Origin of the sequence: Atopobium deltae, assembly GCF_001552785.1 — a bacterium.
GTDB lineage: Bacteria > Actinomycetota > Coriobacteriia > Coriobacteriales > Atopobiaceae > Atopobium > Atopobium deltae.
On record NZ_KQ959484.1, the window covers coordinates 18035 to 36060 of the forward strand.

The window sequence follows — 18026 nt, forward strand, 5'->3', positions numbered from 1 at the left end:
GCTACTCATCCAAGTTGTAGGCATCAATCATGTGATGAACGTGTGCAAGATTATTGCTCAAAATCTGTATGGATATAACATCAAAACGAACACTCGTAATCTCATCAAAGGTATTCTCAAAATACTGGGCAGCTTTTTTATAGCGCTTGTACTTTTTCTTGTCGACAGCAATCTCTGGAAAGACGCTCTTCTCATCGCTGTCTAAACACAGCCTTGTCTTGACTTCTACCAGCACATGTTCGCCGAGCTGCACCGAATCATCAACACACACGCCAGCGCAAACCTCTTTATGAATACGATCATCATGATTACTTCGAGCAAAAATATCGACTTCCACGCCTTGAATACGCAGATTGATGCCCCGAATGGTATAGCCGCGCTGCATCAAGTATTGCTGTGCAATATGTTCACCTTCACGACCGACTTCAGCAGCGCTGTACTTCTCGATGTATTTATCGAATAGGCGACCTTTGGTAATAGACAAAGCCTCAGGCAAGGTAATTTCCATATCCATCCTCTTTCTTAAGCGCTTTACAGCAAACGTTCTTAATCAGAGGATGACAGGGTTATCTAACACATTTCCAACAACCACAAACACTGGTTGCCGACAGATAAGACCACAGGCGGTGAGGGAACAACAGACAACAACCACAAACACTGGTTGCCACCAAACAATCATAGGCAAGGCCTGCCGAAAGCCATGCACCGCCTTAAAACAGCGACGGTGTTTCAAGAAAATTGCCGCAGAACGACACGCGATGCAGCGGCGTTAAACCATAGGCTTTAATCGCGGCAATATGCTCGGCCGAACCATAGCCCTTTGAATGGGCGAAGTGATACTGCGGATACTTCGCGTCATATTCCACCATGAGCGCATCTCGGGTGACCTTGGCAACAATGGATGCAGCGGCGATGCATGCGACCTGCGCGTCACCCTTGACGATGCAGTGCTCTTTGGGATGAATATGCACGGGATTGCCATCGATCAACACCACGTCGGGCTCGAGCTGGGTGTCCTTCAAAGCTTGCGCCATTGCGAAGCGTACGGCGGCACCCATGCCAATTTCGTCTATGCGTTGCGGCTCGACATGTGCTGTACCAATAGCAAGCGCGCGTGCAGAGATTTGCGCAGCTAAAAGCTCTCGTTTGTGGGGGGTCAACCGCTTGGAATCATTAAGGCCCCAGATAATCGGATCCGCAGGTAGTGCGACCGCACACACGGTTAATGGCCCCGCAAGCGCCCCTCGTCCAACTTCATCAATTCCCACAATAATAGTGGAGGAGGCTGACGAATCCGATGACGCAGTTGGTGCAAACGCCTCCATACGCTCGTACATGGCGCGCACCCGCGCACGCTCGGCTTGCTCCTTATCGTAGCGACGTCGCGCCGAGGCAAGTGCATGTTTTACCTGCAAGCGAGGATCTTCTCGGTAACGTTTGCATAATTCTGGAATCTGTTCGAGCGTCGCATCAGAGAAAAGCGCAACTATCTCGCGGGCGGTGCCTGGATGCGCTCCACCTAGGCGAGAAGAACCTGGATGCGCTCCGCTTGTACGAGAAGTTCTTTGACTTGTGGTTGTTGTGTGCGTGCTTGAGCCAGCACTCCCCAATTGCGCGGCATCTAATTGTTCAGCATTAAAACGTGACATACGATCCCCATATGATTGCCTATTCACATTGTTATGCTACCACACCAAAATGAGCAGCGGCTGTTGCGCGTGGCGAGATAATCAGACTCGCTTATATGCATCCGCTTATATGCAACTATTTGGTTAAAACTCCTTCTGGATACGCCTTCGAGCATGCCCCCACCCGTACAATAGTCCAGACCGCCCAAGATGCGCGCCGCACGCCCAATCGTTTATCACGAACGACACGCCCGAGATTCGGCGCATTAACAACAATGCTAATTCTGAGCACTACGCCCTTCTGAGCAGGGGCTCCGTATTTGAAGTTATTGAAAGGGCTGGTAGTTGTCCCGTTCCACTGCAATTTTTTATCGACTTTGGCGAGAGTAGTTTTTTGACAAGCGCGCGGGATGAGTCCTATCCGTATGAGTCGGTGGGTGTGGCGAAGCTCAAAAACGGAGTTATTATTGCGGAATTCGTCATCAGTTTAAGAACACCGACGCGGGTCTTGAGGCAAAAACGCTCGTGGAGTTTCCCGCGCTCTATCCCTCGTATATCGTGCGCGACCATTGCCTGCATTTGGCTCTCGAGTGGAAAAATTGGCTGGAGGCTGCAAAGGCGATCATCTCATCCTAATTGACCTTTTAGAGCACGGCCGACCTTTTAGAGCACTGGGTCATGATAAGAAGAGATCTGTCTTATGCGCATGGCATACTATAAACTAGCGTGTAAGAACGTGTAAGAGCACGTAAAATATAAAGATGCAAATCACGGCGCACAACAACATCGTCTCGCGCGGCACCACACGTAAGCGTAACATTCGCAGTAAGGAGCATAAGATGGCACTTCAGGACTTCAAAGCAACCGAACAGGATGTCGAATTTATCCGCCACTATGAGCAAATCAAAACGGCGCGCCCTTTTAGCACGCTTGACGAGCTGAATGTGCGCTACAAAGAGGACGTACACATTCTCCTTAAGCAGCTGGCGCACGTGACGCTTGCGGGAAACGTGGAGGACTTTTTTCATTTTATTGACGAGGCGCACGTGCTGATCGGCGAGGCAGGTCAAGATAACGCGCAGGTTGGCACCTTGGTGGTCAACTGCCACAAATATTACATCCTGCAGGAAGAGAACCCCGACTGCCTGAACAACCTCGGCTCTATGTATTATACTGGCGACCTTATCGAGCAAAACTACGAGACCGCTGCCGAGCTGTATGCGCTGGGAGCCGAGCGCGGTTGCATTCAGGCGGCTATTAATCTGGGCTACATTTACGAATACGGACGCTGTGGCAAACGCGATTACACGAAGGCTTTTCAACAATACGCCTACGCTGCGGCGATTTCTTGCCATCCAGAGGCGCTCTACAAGCTCGGTGATATGTACGCTGCAGGACATTTTGTCGAGCAGAACCCCACGAAGGCAACGCGTCTGTGGCGGCGCAGTTATAGCGAATCCGAGGACATTGAGTTTGATGCGCAGGCCGCTTTCCGCCTGGCAAAGCAGATTGTCGACTCCATTCCGCCGATTATCTTTGAGAACGATTCGCAGGACGCTGAGCCCGACGACCCCACTGGCGATGTTTCTGCTGATAGCGCGTCTACTGATGAAAGTTGCCTTCCCCGCATTTCGCAGGCTGATTTATTGGAGGCACTGCACCTGCTTTCTGTCGCCGAAATTGGGTTGCGCATTTCTATCGAGAAGGGCATGAGCTATTATCAAAATCGCCTGCGTCAGACGATTGACCTGCAAGAACGTGTGCGTGACGAACTCGACGGATTTTTGTACATCCGCTAGCGTCGTCCCACCGAGAAGGTCACTACTAACGATAAGTTTGCGGCTGGCGAGAATATCACTACCTCGCCTGCTAAGCTTCGCCAACCACTAACGAGAACTCATAGAAAACATGCAACAACCTCTGAGCTCGAAAGAACTCAGAGGTTGTATTTCATCTAGCCGTGTAAGAATTCACATATATAGGAGAAGATCTCCTGCCACTACTTTGCATCAACAAATTCTACTTTATACTCGACACCATAAGCCTTATTAACGCGTTTAACATACTGCTCCAACAAAATTTTTGCATGCTCTTTGGTTTGATCTAGCAAATTCTGATTGCTTTCTGCAGCTTTTTTCATCTCTTTTTGAACTAATTTATATGCCTCAGTATGTTCTGAAGAGGTAATGGGTGTGAAGAATAACTTATCAGAATAAACATCGGAAAAAGATCCAACATCCGCATCAGGCTTACCAAGCACTTGCGCATTGGGAATCGCGATTGCACCACATTGTTTTTACCAGACTTGCTGATTTTAACTTTTTTGACATCAATTCCGAGTGTAATTTTTCCATCATACTCGAACCAAGCTTTTTTGTAACTCAGATTAATAGTGCCAAAAAGGAGATTTGTGCCTAGGTTTTTAATTTCCGCTACATTATGAAATGCACAATCAAGGTTGCAAGTTCAGCAATTTTTTATAACCCTAAAAATTTGCAGCTGGGTCAGGAACACAAGCCAACAACCTAGCAACAATAAAGGTAATTGCAAAAATCTATCAGCAATACCATGGTAGACATAGTCTACAGTTGAAAGTTGTTGGATGTTAACAGCATTTTTAAGATCAGATATCGCAAAATATTCTGTAGGATGAGAATCGAATTTTAGAGGAAGGACAACACCAACTAGAACAAACATACTGCCCACATTGTACGTGGTATTGAGACCTGTACAAGACCTAAAACCGTTCATAATCTCTCAGTGGCGCATTCTGGCGAGCTAACGCAAAACCGCCCCGAAAATCGAGGCGGTTTATTGCAAACAAATCTAATGGGCTCGTAGCGGAGTCAGATCGCAAAAAAGAGTCTGCGCGATGAGTGCTACACGCTACACGCGGCACAAGCGCAAAAAACCTTAGCGCTTTTCACGAATACGAGCAGCCTTACCAACGCGGTTGCGCAGGTAGTAAAGCTTAGCACGACGAACGTCACCGTGACGAACGACCTCAAGCTTAGCAATCTTGGGGCTGTGTACGGGGAAGGTACGCTCAACGCCAATACCAAAGCTAATCTTACGAACGGTAAAGGTCTCGCGAGAACCAGCGCCACTCAAACGAATGATGTCGCCCTGGAAGACCTGAATACGCTCACGATCGCCTTCCTTAATGCGATAGTGAACCTTTACATTGTCACCAACACGCAAGGTGGGAACATCCTCGCGAATCTGCTGGCGCTCAAGAGCACGAATATAGTCCATGAAAATCCTCATCTCTAGAGGTGCCGAGTAGCGTTAAAAGCAACATCGGAAAGTACCGCGCAGCAGCAAGACAAAATGCATGTCAAGAGCAGCGCGCACACGATCGCTTAAATACAACGACACATAGGTTTACACACGATTGCTTAGTATACCCAAGACAATCCTTCAAACGCAAGCATAAAAACTCGGACGGCGCTTAAATGCAAAAACCTACCACAACACCGTGTTTCTCGCTCGGAACGGAATAGGCATACGGATACCCCGTCGGCAGTGCGTTATAAAAGTAACGCTGCTTGAGGTTCTTATACACAAAGGCAAACGGCGAACGATACCACCAGGCAACATCCTGTCTCTGATAACTCTTGATTAACGTCTGATGTGGATCGGAATACGCGCTCACACCTGCAGCGCGATAGCGCTCATACTGCGTTCCCTCGGCATTAATGACCTGGTCAAGGTGGCCTAGCTTCTTACCATATTCGTGACTAAACCAATCAAGCGTGCCACAAACTTCGGCTGACGATAAGAGCCACAGCTTGTCATCGGTAGTGGTGACCTGCGATGCATCACGCGCATCGCCCGAATTGTTCGTCGACTTTTTAACAGCAACGATATGCTTTTGCAGGTCGGCGGGCAGCAGCTCGAACTGCTCCTTGTTGACCCAGGCACGCATGGCGCTTTTTTCCCAACCGCCAGCCGTGTCATTGGTGTCGTTCATAGCATGCAGATCCTTCGCGTCAGTCGTCACAAACGTAAGGCCTGCCTTGCCCGCGCCGTCGGCCTTCTCGTCATGACGAATACCCACGAGCTGCGCCTGCATCACACGCCCGTCCTGCAGGTTAAGATTAATGCCCTCATTGGTAAGCGACCCATCTTCGTTAAGCAGATGATAGTCCTTCGCAATGGCGCGCGCCTCCTCGTCAGACGACGCTGCGGCGATGCGCTTCGAGATAGCCGCCAGTTCATCAAAACTGTAGGCATAAATGTGCTGCTTCTTTTCGTCTTTTGGCTTTGGTGCGGCGGGCGTGTCCGCGCGCTGCTGCGAGAAGACCTTGTCGATGTATGGCTGCACAAAGGGTATGGGTTGGCCAGTAAAACCTATGTACGCTGCATAAATGCCGCACGAGACAAAGAGTAGGCCAATAACGAAGTGAATGATTTTTCCTGCTTTTTGCACGGTAAACCTCTTCTCAAAAACGCTTTTTGCTTAGCGTGTCGCACACGAGCACTGACGCCAAGCATGGCGCTTACGCTGCTGCCCGCGCCGCTGTAGTCGCCGTCACAGACGACACCACTACCATCACACTGAACCACCCATGCACCATGAGCGAGGAACCATCATTTTTTGGAAGGTTCTGATGGCGTAGCGATCCGTCATGCCTGCAATAAAATCTGCAACCTGCACCTCGGGTTTATCGGCATCGTGAATTCGATACTCATCGGGCAACTGATCCACGTGGTCGATAAAGTAAAAGAACAAGTGCTCGAGCAGCTGATCGGCCTTAGGCTCCTCGACCTTAGCATCGCTATTGCTGTAAATGGTGTCGGTGAGATAGGCTCGCAGGGTCATCATAGCATCGTACACGGCATCTGACATGCGAATGGTATCGTGACCAGCGCTAGCGGCAATCATGTCCTCGATCATCGTTTTGATGCGCGCAGATCCCGTCGAACCCAAAATTTCGCAGGCGGCTGCGGGCAGTTGATCTTCTCGCAAAAGCCCCGCACGGCAGGCATCATCAATGTCGTGCGTCACGTAGGCAATGCGATCCGCCAAGCACACGATTTGCCCTTCGAGCGTGGCTGCCTTAACAGGGCCCGTATGGCACACAATGCCGTTGACAACTTCCCAGCTCAGGTTAAGACCGCGACCGTCCTTCTCCAGAAGTTCGACGATGCGCCCACTTTGTTCGTTATGCTTAAACAGCGTCGGCTCGTCATGAGCGGTGAGCTCGGACGGCTCTAGGCCGCGATACTGCTCGAGGGCACGTGATAAAGTGCGCTCCCCCGTGTGCCCAAACGGAGTGTGACCCAAGTCGTGCCCCAAGGCGATTGCCTCGGTTAAATCCTCGTTGAGGCACAGACCACGCGCACAGGAGCGTGCAATTTGCATCACTTCGAGCGAATGCGTCAAGCGCGTACGATAGTGATCGCCCTCGGGTGCCAAAAACACCTGCGTCTTGTGCGCCAGGCGCCGAAAGCTCTTGCTATGCAGGATACGATCTCGATCGCGTTGAAAATTCGTTCGGTAGCAATCGGACTCTTCGGCGCGAGAACGACCGCGGCTTTGATCAGAAAAAGCCGCCCAGGGCGATAAGATCTGGTGCTCGCGGGCTTCAAGCAGCTCACGCGTGGCTCGCGTGGGGCGTGCGACTCGAACAGCGAGGATTAAGCCGTCATCGGCGGTATCTGTCATAAGCACTCCTTTCGCTGGTCTCTCCCTACAAAAGTATATACATGCCTCCTACCAAGCGCGATGACGTGCATTGATAAGAGGCATGAGGTAGTACAAACATCTAACAGACGTCTAACAGGGGTTTACGCCCTTGCGCGCCACCGTTGGAGCTCAACGCCCTTGCGCGCCACCGTTGGCTTTGATCTTGGCTTGCGCCGCCGTCAAGCGCGCAATGGGCACGCGATACGGCGAGCAACTCACGTAGTCGACGCCGTCGTCGTAATACATGTAAATGGACTCGGGATCGCCGCCCGTCTCGCCGCACACGCCGCAAACAATCTTCGGGTTGGAAGCATGCCCACCCTCGAGCGCAATCTTGACGAGCTTATTGACACCCGTGTCGAGCGTTTCAAACGGATTGTATGCAAGGATCTTGCGGCGCAGGTAGGTGGGGATAAAGGCGCTTTCGACATCGTCGCGCGAAAAACCAAAGGCTGTTTGTGTCAGGTCGTTGGTACCAAAACTGAAGAAGTCAGCATGTTTGGCAATCTCTTCGGCCTCAAGCGCTGCTCGTGGAAGCTCGATCATGGTGCCAATGGGAATCGTTAAATCAAGGCTAAAGCGTGCTCCGATGTCGGCAATGAGGTTCTCGATCTGCTCACGCAGCTGCACCAGCTCTTCGGCGGTCGAAATAAGGGGCACCATAATTTCGGGCTGCGGATCCAGACCACGGCTGCGAAGCTCGGCAGTTGCGGTAGCAATAGCACGAACCTGCATATCAACGATGCCAGGATACAAAATGCCCAAGCGGCAGCCACGCAGACCCAGCATGGGGTTGGCCTCGCTCATCGCATCAATACGACGAAGCAAATCGCGCTTGGGCGCAAGCTCCTCCTTAGAGGCACCGCGCTCCTCCATGCGTGCAATGTCGCAGGCAAGCTCTCGAGGATCGTCCAAAAACTCATGCAGCGGCGGATCAAGCAAGCGTACAATAACGGTCTTGCCATTCATGACCTCAAACATCTTGAGGAAGTCGCCCTTTTGTGCATCGAGCAGCTGCCCTAAGGCGTTTTCCTTCAAGCCCTCGCTTTCGGCCAAAATGAAGGACTGAATAATCTGCTTGCGTTCACCCAAAAACATGTGCTCGGTGCGGCACAAGCCAATGCCCTCAGCACCAAAATCGCGAGAGAGCTGCGCGTCGGCGGGGTTATCGGCATTTGCGCGAACACCAATATTGCGTCCGCGAGACGAATCCATGCAGATCTCGTCCGCCCAGCTCAAAATGGTCTCCAAATCGCCCGTCAAATCGGGACGTACCAGCGCAACGGCGCCGAGCACCACGCGGCCCGTCGTACCATCGATCGTGATGACATCGCCCTCATGCAGCACCACCTTGGTGCCCGCCACACGAGCCTCTTTGCGCGTTGCATCAATCCTGAGCGCTTCAGCACCGCAAACACAGGGCGCACCCATACCGCGGGCGATAACCGCAGCGTGGCTGGTCTTGCCGCCGTGGCTGGTCAGAATGCCTTCGGCTGCGACCATGCCTTTGAGGTCGTCGGGATTGGTTTCCCAACGAACCAAAATGCAGGGTCGCCCTTGCTCAGCGAGCTTCACTGCTTCATCTGACGAGAAGACCACCTCGCCCACGGCAGCACCAGGACTGGCATTAAGACCCGTTGCAAGCACATCAAGCTTGGCCCTGGGATCGAGTTGCGGGTGCAAGAGCTGGTCGAGCTGGGCAGGGTCGACGCGCAAGATGGCCTCTTCTCGGGAGATGCGGTCTTCTTTTTCCATATCAAGTGCGACCTTTAAGGCCGATAAGGCCGTGCGCTTACCAACACGCGTCTGGAGCATCCACAATTTGCCCTGCTCAATCGTGAATTCGATGTCCATCATGTCGCGGTAGTGATCTTCCAGCACCTCAAAAATGTGGAAGAGCTCTTTACCCGCCTTTTTGAGTGCGGGAACCTTCAACAGGTCAGCAATGGGCTCGGTGTTGCGAATACCAGCAACAACGTCCTCGCCCTGGGCATTAATCAAAAAGTCACCATAGCGTTCGTTGGTGCCGTCGGCGGGATTGCGTGTAAAGGCAACGCCTGTGGCCGAAGTGTCCCCCTTGTTACCAAAGACCATGACCTGCACGTTGACCGCGGTGCCCAGGTCATCGGGAATTTTATTTTGTTTACGGTACAAAATTGCGCGGGCATTATTCCAGCTGCCAAACACAGCCTCGATCGCGAGCCTGAGCTGCAGCTTTGGATCCTGTGGGAACGATACTTTGCCTGTGGCATCGGCAACCTCGGGATGCTTTTTGCCATCAACATGCTTCGCAAAAATCTCTTTAAACTCGCTTGCCAAGTCTTTGAGATCATCGGCAGACAAGTCCGTGTCGCTCTTGACACCCTTCGCGAGCTTGCGAGACGTAAGCGCATTCTCGAACAAATCGGCGTCCACACCCATCACGACATTGGAAAACATTTGAATAAAACGACGATACGAATCCCAACCAAAGCGGGCATTGTTGGTCTGGGCGATAAGACCTTCGACCGAGACATCGTTTAAGCCCAGATTTAATACGGTATCCATCATACCTGGCATGGAGAAAGGAGCACCCGAACGAACGGATACCAGCAGGGGGTCATCTACGTCACCAAGCTTTTTACCCATGCGCTTCTCAAGATCTTCGCGCGCAGCATCAATCTCGTCCAAGACTGCTGAATCGTTCCAACGGTTACCTGCGGACGAAAACGCAACACAGGTCTGGCACGTGATCGAAAATCCTGGAGGAACAGGGAGGCCAATGCGCGCCATCTCGGCCAGGTTAGCACCCTTACCGCCAACAATAAATTTGGCTTCATCAACAGTTGCGCCTGCTGCTTCGGTCACATCAGTGCCTGATGCGTCATTACCAAAACAATAGACATGCTTTGTGCCGGTCATCTACACTCCTTGAGTCTTGTGCATACGACTGTATGCAACGTACCGAACAGAGGCTTTTTTGCACTGCGTTGTCGAGAAGACCGCCACCTCGAAAATCTGTCGAGAAGATCCTCGACGTGCAAACGCAATCAGCCTCCCTTTAATTTTGCAATACCGGTGCTGGTAAAAGTGTATAAACCGGTCGGAGGGGTATTTTTTCCGTAGACGGAAAAAGATAGCCAAATAAACACAAGGTCTTTATAGAAAAAGAAGAAGGTGTACAAATAACACCTTCTTCTTGCAGTTTTGATTGCGTTTTTGTGGACGCTTTGTGTTCGCGATCGCGACGCGTGGACGTGATCTTCTCGGCTACTTGCGCGCAGCGGCCTGACGAGACTTACGCAGCGACTCGATGTGCTCGATGATCTCGGAAGCGGTTTCCTCAACAGCTTTACCTGCGGTATTGATGACGATGCAGCCGAGGCGCTTCATGAACTTGCGCGCGTCCTCCTGCTCCACATCGATTTCCTGCGGATCAGCGTAGGAGCCAGCGATGGCAAAGGCCGCGTCATCCGAAAGACGGCGCTGGCGAATGGCCGCGAGCACGTCGGTGGACGATACTAGGCCAAAGACGCGAGAAGGGCTTGCTTCCAGAAGTTCCACTGGGGGCTCGACGCCCAGCGCCAGAGGAACGTTGGCAACCTTAAAGCCCAAGAAAGCCAAATACATCGATAAGGGCGTCTTGGAGGTACGAGAAACACCAGTGAGAATGACATCGGCCTGGTTCAGATCCTGCGGATTACGACCGTCATCGTGCTCGACAAAGAATTCCATGGCTTCAACACGACGGAAGTAGCGATCATCGGTGTTGTGAATAACGCCAGGAATGTTTTTGGGCTCCTCGCCCGTCAAGCTGGACATAATGGTGATGGCAGGTCCCATCAAGTCGATGGAAGGAATACCACGATGATCGAGTTCACGGCGCACATCAGCGCGTAAGCGCGCGTCGACAATGGTGTGAAACACGGCGGTCTTCTCGTTAGGATTTTCGAGATTGTCCAGGTAATCGCGCACCTGCTCCAAACTCGAAACCTTGGCCAAGCGCTCGATGCGAATGGACTCGGATGGGAACTGGCAGGCGGCCGCGTTGACCACTTCGCTTGCGGTGTCGCCTAAGGAGTCGGACAGGATGTGCACAATGGGGATATCTTGTCCTGTCGTGTCATCGACCAAATCAAAATTTGCCTTCACGTTACACATTCCTTTCTGTTGCGCTTCGTCGAGAAGGACGTCTAGCGCTTGTTTTTGCGATCGAGTGCTCCGATGTGAGCAACGTCAGAAAAAATACTACAGAATCGGTTGAGTAATCTCAAACGATTGGTTCTTATCTTATCATCAGGGTCCATAACCATAATCTCATCAAAGAATCGATCGATGGGCTCTTTTAGCTGGGCCAAAGCGTGAATGCTTGCGGCATAGTCATATGCAACAAGGCTTTCGTGCACCTGCGTGTCGACCGCGAGCATGCGATCGAGTAGGGCTTGCTCGGGTTCGGTGAGCAAGCTTGTGTCCACATCCAAACCAAGGTTTGCGTCTGCAAGGTGATCTGCACGCGTGTAGGCAGCTGCCAAGTCAAAAAAGAGCTCGGGCTGGTAGTTGCGCGCTTCGTCCAAGGCCTGCGTACGTGCCAAAAATTCGGATGGATTGATGACGCCTGTTGCGCTCACGGCTTCGACTGTGTCGGGAGCGGCGCCTTCGTCCTTTGCGATGGTTGCCAAGCGTCCCGCGATAAATTGCGCAATCTCGGTGCGAACCTCGTCTCGGGCGCGACCCAGCTCAAACGCAATCCCTTGCTGCGCCAGCGCATCAAGACCGGCGTCGATAAGAGCAGCGGCATCGAGCTTCGGCAGCTCGCGCAAAATGGCAATGCAGCCCAATGCGGCGCGACGCTGCGCAAAGGGATCGGATGAACCCGTCGGTGGCTCACCCACTGCAAACAAACTAACAATCGTGTCGAGTTTATCGGCAAGGGCCACAAGCTGGCCATACAGGTTGGCAGGAATCGCATCGCCTGCAAAACGAGGGCGATAGTGCTGGGCAATCGCAGCACTGACCTCAGAATCTTCTCCCTGCGCACCCGCGTAGTAACCACCCATAACGCCTTGCTGCGAGGTAAACTCCACAACGGCCTGGCTGACAAGGTCGGCCTTGGCCAAGTGCGCTGCACGAAGCGCGAGTTTTGTTTGAGCGCCGTCAAGCTCGAGCTGCGTTGCGGCAGCACCGACGAGCGCTTCAATACGCGTGACCTTTTGCAACATAGTACCAAGCTTTTTTTGGAAGACGACGCGGTCAAGGCGCTGCACAAACTCGTCGAGCGGCACCTTCATGTCCGACTCGTAGAAGAATTTCGCGTCCTCCAGACGCGCACGCACAACACGCTCGTTGCCATTCACGATGGTCTTCTCGCACGCGGGGTCACCATTCGAGACAATGACAAATTCGCGCGTCAGCTTGCCATCCTTATCGTAGGTAGGAAAATAGCGCTGATTCGAGAGCATCGACTCACAAATAATTTCGTGCGGGACGGCCAAAAACTCCTCGTCAAAGGTGCCGACCATTACGGTGGGCCACTCACAAAGGTTGACGACTTCGTCAAAAATTTTGGCGGGTGTGTCAACACGGGCGCCTGGGCGGGTCTGCTCGATCTCGGCAATTTGCGCGCGGATGGCCTCGCGACGCGCCTCGGCGCTCAGAACATGCGCCTGCTTGAGGACCGATTCATAGACCACGGGCGAGCTCACCTCATAGACGCCATTGGACAGCACGCGATGGCCACGCGTCGTGGGAGCCGAAATAACGTCGGCATAGCGCACCTCGACGGGCGTGGTGCCAAACAGCGCACAAATCCAACGGATAGGGCGCACAAAAGTTTCGGTGGCACTCCCCCAGCGCTGGCTGCGATAATTGGGCCATTCAATGCTGGCAATAAGATCGTGCGAAAGTGCAGATAAAATCGGCAAGGCATCGCGCGACGCAACAAATACCTCGGCAAACACATACTCGCGTCCGTCGCTATCCGTTTTGCGCACGAGCCGCGAGGCATCAAGGCCGCATTTACGTGCAAAACCCTCGGCCGCGCGGGTGGGTGCACCATTGTCGTCAAAGGCAATTGAAGCAGCGGGTCCACGCTTCGAAGAGTGAATCTCATCGGTTTTACTCGCTACAGCATCGACAATGATCGCAAGGCGGCGCGGCGAGCTGATGACGCGCATCGCGCCATGCGCAAGTCCTGCTGTGTCCAAGGCTTGCTTTGCAAGTTTAGGAAGCTGCTTTGCGGCGTTAATCAGCGGCGCAGAAGGCATTTCCTCGGTGCCAATTTCCAGCAAAAAATCCTGAGCTGCGGTGGGTTGTGTTTCGATAGGAGCGGTGATCGCTTTCATAACTTTATCTCCCTGCTACTTCTGCTAAATACGACTCACAACAAAGCTTCGCAAGCGTGCGAACACGCAAAATGTAATTCGCGCGCTCGGTGGCCGAAATGGCACCGCGTGCGTCCAAAATATTAAAGGCATGGCTGCACTTCATGACACAGTCATAGCCAACTAGGGGAAGCTTTTTGTCAAGGCAGGCATGACATTCCTGCTCGTACTCATCAAATTTGCGGCGCATCATGTCGATGTTGGCAAGCTCAAAATTGTAGGTCGAAAACTCGCGCTCGTTTTCCAAGAACACGTCACCGTAGTGCATGGGCGTGCCGTCGGGCAAATAACTCCACACAATGTCATAGACCGAGTTGACGCCCTGCGCGTACATGGCAATGCGCTCCAAACCGTAGGTTATCTCGACAGGAACGGGATTGACTTCAATGCCGCCAACCTGCTGAAAGTACGTAAATTGCGTAACTTCCATACCGTCCATCCAGACTTCCCAGCCAAGACCCCAAGCACCCAGCGTGGGGCTCTCCCAGTCGTCCTCAACGAAGCGCACATCATGCTTGACAGGATCCAGCCCAATTGCCTTGAGCGAGTCCAGATACAGATCTTGCGCGTTAGTCGGCGAAGGCTTAATAATCACCTGGAATTGATAATAATGCTGCATGCGATTGGGGTTCTCGCCATAGCGACCATCCGCCGGACGACGACAAGGCTGGGGGTACGCGCAACGCCACGCGGACGGTCCCAGCGAGCGAAGCAAAGTGGCGGTGTGGAAGGTACCTGCGCCAACTTCGCTATCGTAGGGCTGGATAAGCGTACAACCCTGCTGCGCCCAATACTGTTGGAGCTCCAAGATCATATCTTGGAACGTAAGCGCTCGTGTGCTCATATTCGTAGTACCTCTTCCTGTCGTTTGTTTGGTTGGTCGTTTTGTTCGGTCGGTTGCCGAGAAGGGCAATGTTCGGTCGTTTTAAAGGGGCATCGCGTCATGAAGCGGCCAGTAAATGCACAGAACGCGCGAGGTAATGCTTTGCGTCGGCACCGCCCCAAAATACCGAGAATCCAGCGAGTTCGTGCGATTATCGCCCATAACCCACACGTGATCCTTCGGCACCTTATACGGATACGTGATTCCACCAGGCACGATGCTTTGATTTAACGGATACGATTCTTTTCCAGAAGTATACGGCTCATCAAGGGGTTTGCCATCGACGTAGACTTTCCCGTCGATAAGATCGACCGTTTGACCCTCGGTTGCAATCACGCGCTTCACCAAAATCGTTGAAGCGTCTTCGAGGCTCTTGAAGGTTACTACGTCACCTTTATGGGGTTTTGTGAAGCGGTAACTCACTTTTTCGCCAAGAAGGCGATCACCAAGTTGGATGGTCTGCAGCATTGATCCCGAAGGCACGATAAAGACTTCGGCAACAAACATGCGGATAAACAGTGCTAAAAGCACAGCGCCGATAATTACCGCAGCAGTATGCAAAATTTGTCCAGTGCGCTTGTTTGGCTGCGCTTGTGCGGTGGGTGCGTCAGCGGCGGTGGCGCGCATGGTGGCTCCAGTAGCAGCGGTAGCACCGTCGGAAGCATCGTCCCACGCGTTATCCAATGCAACACCTGGCTTTAAGTGCGCAGGCCTATATCGCTTTGGCGCGACCGCATCGGCAGTATCGACGTCGGGAACGTCAGCGTTAACAGTGGGTGTGCCAGCGTTGACAGCACCCTCGCTGGTGGAAGCCAAGGCGTCAGCGCCAACGGTAGCAGCAGTGACGTCAGTCGCAGGAACAGAGTCATCAGTTCCGCCGTCGGCAGTAAAGACCGAAACAGCCGTGCTGCTCGAAACATCCTCAGGACGCGGAATGCGCTGCGACATCGAGGCATTTCTGTGCGCCGAAATACCGGGTTTATGCATATATGTATCGTGGCTATCGTGGTCGGTCATTGCTATTCCTCATGGGTATCGTGCTGTGAGAGCCGCTCGTTTGCCGCGAATTTCTCGGAGACAAACACGGGCTTCTCGTCCTCGCCGAACCTCTCATCCTGCGCAAGTTTGTCGAGAAACTCGAGCTGCTCATCAGATAGTGTAAGGCCTTCAAGCAGATCAGGTCGACGCAAAGCGGTACGCTTAAGAGCATTTTCACATCTCCAGGTGCGAATTTTTGCGTGGTCGCCCGAAAGAAGCACGTCGGGAACGTCGAGGCCGCAATACGATGCGGGGCGGGTATATTGTTCGTATTCGAGAAGACCGTACGAAAATGACTCGTCTTGCGCGCTGGCTTGGTCACCCAAAGCACCAGGTAGCAGGCGTACAAGCGCGTCCACTACCACCATCGTCGCAAGCTCGCCGCCTGTTAAGATGTAGTCACCAAGCGACAGCTCTTCGTCTGCGAGCGTATAGGCGCGTTGGTCAATTCCCTCGTAACGGCCACAGACAAAAATTACATGCTCATGCTGGATGAGGCGTTCGGCAACCTTTTGGGTGAAGGGTGTTCCGGCAGGCGTGAAAAAAATCACGTATGGTTTTTGCTCGGACCCGGTCGATGTCTGCGGGGACGAAGACCGCTCTGTGCCTTGCGTCAAATCATCCAGCGCTTCAAAAATGGGAGCGGGCTTCATAAGCATGCCAGCGCCGCCACCAAAGGGCGCATCATCAACACTGCGATGCCGATCATGCGTCCAGTTGCGCAAGTCATGAGCAGTAAAGGAAAAAAGTCCACGCTCCTGTGCTTTACCCAGGATGGACGTCGAAAAATAGCTTTCAAAGACTTCGGGAAATACCGAAAGTGCTTCATAGCGAGGTTTCATGACCACATTCCTTCAATACCCAACAACTCTCAACGACTGCTGCGTGCGTGCCGTCTAGTGCTTCTCACCTTCGTCGGGCTTCTCGATAAGCCCAGTGGGAGTGCACACACGAATACTGCCAGCCTCGTCAAATCCTTCGATGAATTCGTCGACCGCAGGAAGCAAAATTTCACCATAGCGACCCTGGATAACCCATACGTTTTGCGTGGGGCCAAACAAAATGTCATCGATGGTACCAAGCTCGCCATAGTTTGCATCAATGACACGAGTTCCGATAAGATCGGCGGCGTTGTAACGCACCACGTCTTCAGGAAGCGCGTGTGTGGGAACGCAGATAGTTTTTCCCACTAAGGTTTGCGCCTGATTCATGGTGGTCACTTCGTTAAAGCTGACTACCACACCCGACCTTGCGTGAAACGCATCGTGAGCGGTGGCACCAACAGCGGCGGAAGCATCATTATGAGCGTCATCGTGGGCATCATTATGAGCGTCGTCGCCTTGGATGGCCTTAACCGTAAACCATCTATGTCCCGTAAGCTCAGGTGGCAAAATACACACGCGCATATGTTGCGCTAAAAGAAAAGGAAGGTTATTCGTAGTTGCTACGACAACCTCCCCTTTGCTTCCATATGTTTTTGCTACGCGGGCTACTGCAGTAAGCTCTTCAAACAAAACAATGCCTTATCCTAAAACTTCTACGTCAACGGATGTACCCACGCGCTGACCTAAGGCACGAGCAAGGGTACGGATTGCTTTGATGGTACGTCCACGACGACCAATGACTTTGCCCGTATCCTGCTCGGAGCAGGTCACTTCAATGAGCGTGCCCTGCGCGCTATCGATCACATCAAGTGAGACAGCGTTGACGTCGTCAACAAGGCCACACACCACGTATTCAACAAGGTCGGCAACACGATCAGAAGGCAGTGCCTCGCCGGGGGTAACGACATCTGCGTCAGCAGTTGCGACATCTGCGGCGGGTGCGTCGTCAGCGACTTCGTCGTTCTTCTTGTACGCGTCATCATACACAACGTCGCTAGCCGCATCATCATACGCGACATTAGCGTCGTACAAATCGTTTAGCTGCTCTTGCTGCTCAAAAGTGTCGGTGTGCTCCTTTTGCGCATCAAAATCCATCATTATTCAGCGTTCTTCTCGGCAGCGTCCTTAGCGATCTGCTTTTTGGACTTCTTGTCCTTCTTGACAGGCTCGGGAGCATTGCCACGAGCGATGTCAATAAGGTGAGAAACGGCATTGGTAGGCTGAGCACCCTTAGCAACCCAAGCGTCTACCTTCTCAAGATCGATCTCGATAGTCTTAGGGGTGGTAAGAGGGTTGTAACGACCAACCAACTCAATGTAGCGACCATCGCGAGGCATGCGACCATCAGCGACAACAACACGGTAAAACGGACGCTTTTTGGCACCGTGACGTGCCAAACGAATCTTGACTGCCAAAGTAAAACTCCTCTTAAACGAATGCGGCGCGGGTAGTAAGGATGAATTGCCGCCATACAGTATGGTACTTTATAAAGCATTTCTCCATAAAGCAATAGACAATATTATGACAAATACCTGCGAATGA

The 18026-nt window shown here is 52.5% G+C and carries 16 protein-coding genes; 1 reads left to right on the top strand and 15 read right to left on the bottom strand.

What is annotated here, in order from left to right; all coding sequences use genetic code 11:
- Nucleotide 1 precedes the first annotated feature (1 nt).
- Complete coding sequence (locus tag HMPREF3192_RS00575; protein ID WP_066304447.1) at nucleotides 2-508, bottom strand: YraN family protein; 507 nt, start codon at nucleotides 506-508, stop codon at nucleotides 2-4.
- Nucleotides 509-710: 202 nt separating this feature from the next.
- Nucleotides 711-1649: a ribonuclease HII gene (locus HMPREF3192_RS00580; protein ID WP_082715504.1), complete on the bottom strand. Its 939-nt coding sequence runs from the start codon at nucleotides 1647-1649 to the stop codon at nucleotides 711-713.
- An 818-nt stretch (nucleotides 1650-2467) separates the two neighbouring features.
- On the opposite strand from HMPREF3192_RS00580, the gene HMPREF3192_RS00585 reads away from it, so the two are divergent.
- The gene (locus HMPREF3192_RS00585; RefSeq protein WP_197414516.1) at nucleotides 2468-3427 is read left to right on the top strand and encodes a tetratricopeptide repeat protein; all 960 of its coding nucleotides are present in this window, start codon (nucleotides 2468-2470) and stop codon (nucleotides 3425-3427) included.
- A gap of 200 nt (nucleotides 3428-3627) precedes the next feature.
- Here HMPREF3192_RS00585 and HMPREF3192_RS06555 read toward each other — a convergent pair whose 3' ends face one another.
- The 13 genes from HMPREF3192_RS06555 to rpsP all read right to left on the bottom strand — a co-directional run bounded on the left by HMPREF3192_RS06555 (nucleotide 3628) and on the right by rpsP (nucleotide 17899).
- Nucleotides 3628-3909, bottom strand: coding sequence for a DUF4230 domain-containing protein (locus HMPREF3192_RS06555; RefSeq protein ID WP_082715505.1), 282 nt, complete (start codon nucleotides 3907-3909; stop codon nucleotides 3628-3630).
- Between the two features lie 632 nt (nucleotides 3910-4541).
- A complete protein-coding gene (rplS, locus tag HMPREF3192_RS00590) occupies nucleotides 4542-4883 on the bottom strand; it encodes a 50S ribosomal protein L19 (RefSeq protein WP_066304449.1) in 342 nt (113 codons plus the stop codon).
- A 196-nt stretch (nucleotides 4884-5079) separates the two neighbouring features.
- Nucleotides 5080-6060, bottom strand: a complete 981-nt coding sequence (locus HMPREF3192_RS00595; RefSeq protein ID WP_066304452.1) for a DUF6273 domain-containing protein — start codon at nucleotides 6058-6060, stop codon at nucleotides 5080-5082.
- A 123-nt stretch (nucleotides 6061-6183) separates the two neighbouring features.
- A complete protein-coding gene (locus HMPREF3192_RS00600) occupies nucleotides 6184-7299 on the bottom strand; it encodes a deoxyguanosinetriphosphate triphosphohydrolase (RefSeq protein WP_082715506.1) in 1116 nt (371 codons plus the stop codon).
- 150 nt (nucleotides 7300-7449) lie between these two features.
- On the bottom strand, nucleotides 7450-10221 hold the full coding sequence (gene ppdK / locus HMPREF3192_RS00605) for a pyruvate, phosphate dikinase (RefSeq protein WP_066304453.1): 2772 nt from the start codon (nucleotides 10219-10221) through the stop codon (nucleotides 7450-7452).
- Between the two features lie 348 nt (nucleotides 10222-10569).
- Entirely contained in the window at nucleotides 10570-11451 is an 882-nt protein-coding gene (locus tag HMPREF3192_RS00610) for a pyruvate, water dikinase regulatory protein (protein ID WP_197414518.1), read from the bottom strand.
- A 41-nt stretch (nucleotides 11452-11492) separates the two neighbouring features.
- Nucleotides 11493-13640 carry a glycine--tRNA ligase subunit beta gene (gene glyS, locus HMPREF3192_RS00615; protein ID WP_066304454.1) on the bottom strand — a complete coding sequence of 716 codons (2148 nt, stop codon included), beginning with the start codon at nucleotides 13638-13640 and terminating at the stop codon, nucleotides 11493-11495.
- 4 nt (nucleotides 13641-13644) lie between these two features.
- Nucleotides 13645-14523, bottom strand: a complete 879-nt coding sequence (locus tag HMPREF3192_RS00620) for a glycine--tRNA ligase subunit alpha (RefSeq protein WP_066304456.1) — start codon at nucleotides 14521-14523, stop codon at nucleotides 13645-13647.
- Nucleotides 14524-14604: 81 nt separating this feature from the next.
- Nucleotides 14605-15579: a signal peptidase I gene (lepB, locus tag HMPREF3192_RS07060; protein ID WP_331696481.1), complete on the bottom strand. Its 975-nt coding sequence runs from the start codon at nucleotides 15577-15579 to the stop codon at nucleotides 14605-14607.
- A gap of 2 nt (nucleotides 15580-15581) precedes the next feature.
- A complete protein-coding gene (gene trmD / locus HMPREF3192_RS00630) occupies nucleotides 15582-16442 on the bottom strand; it encodes a tRNA (guanosine(37)-N1)-methyltransferase TrmD (protein WP_066304458.1) in 861 nt (286 codons plus the stop codon).
- Nucleotides 16443-16496: 54 nt separating this feature from the next.
- Entirely contained in the window at nucleotides 16497-17114 is a 618-nt protein-coding gene (locus tag HMPREF3192_RS00635) for a ribosome maturation factor RimM (protein WP_066304461.1), read from the bottom strand.
- A gap of 9 nt (nucleotides 17115-17123) precedes the next feature.
- Nucleotides 17124-17471 (bottom strand): KH domain-containing protein, encoded by a 348-nt coding sequence (locus HMPREF3192_RS00640; protein ID WP_082715521.1) that lies wholly within the window; start codon nucleotides 17469-17471, stop codon nucleotides 17124-17126.
- Between the two features lie 110 nt (nucleotides 17472-17581).
- Nucleotides 17582-17899 (bottom strand): 30S ribosomal protein S16, encoded by a 318-nt coding sequence (gene rpsP / locus HMPREF3192_RS00645; protein WP_066304468.1) that lies wholly within the window; start codon nucleotides 17897-17899, stop codon nucleotides 17582-17584.
- Nucleotides 17900-18026 lie beyond the last annotated feature (127 nt).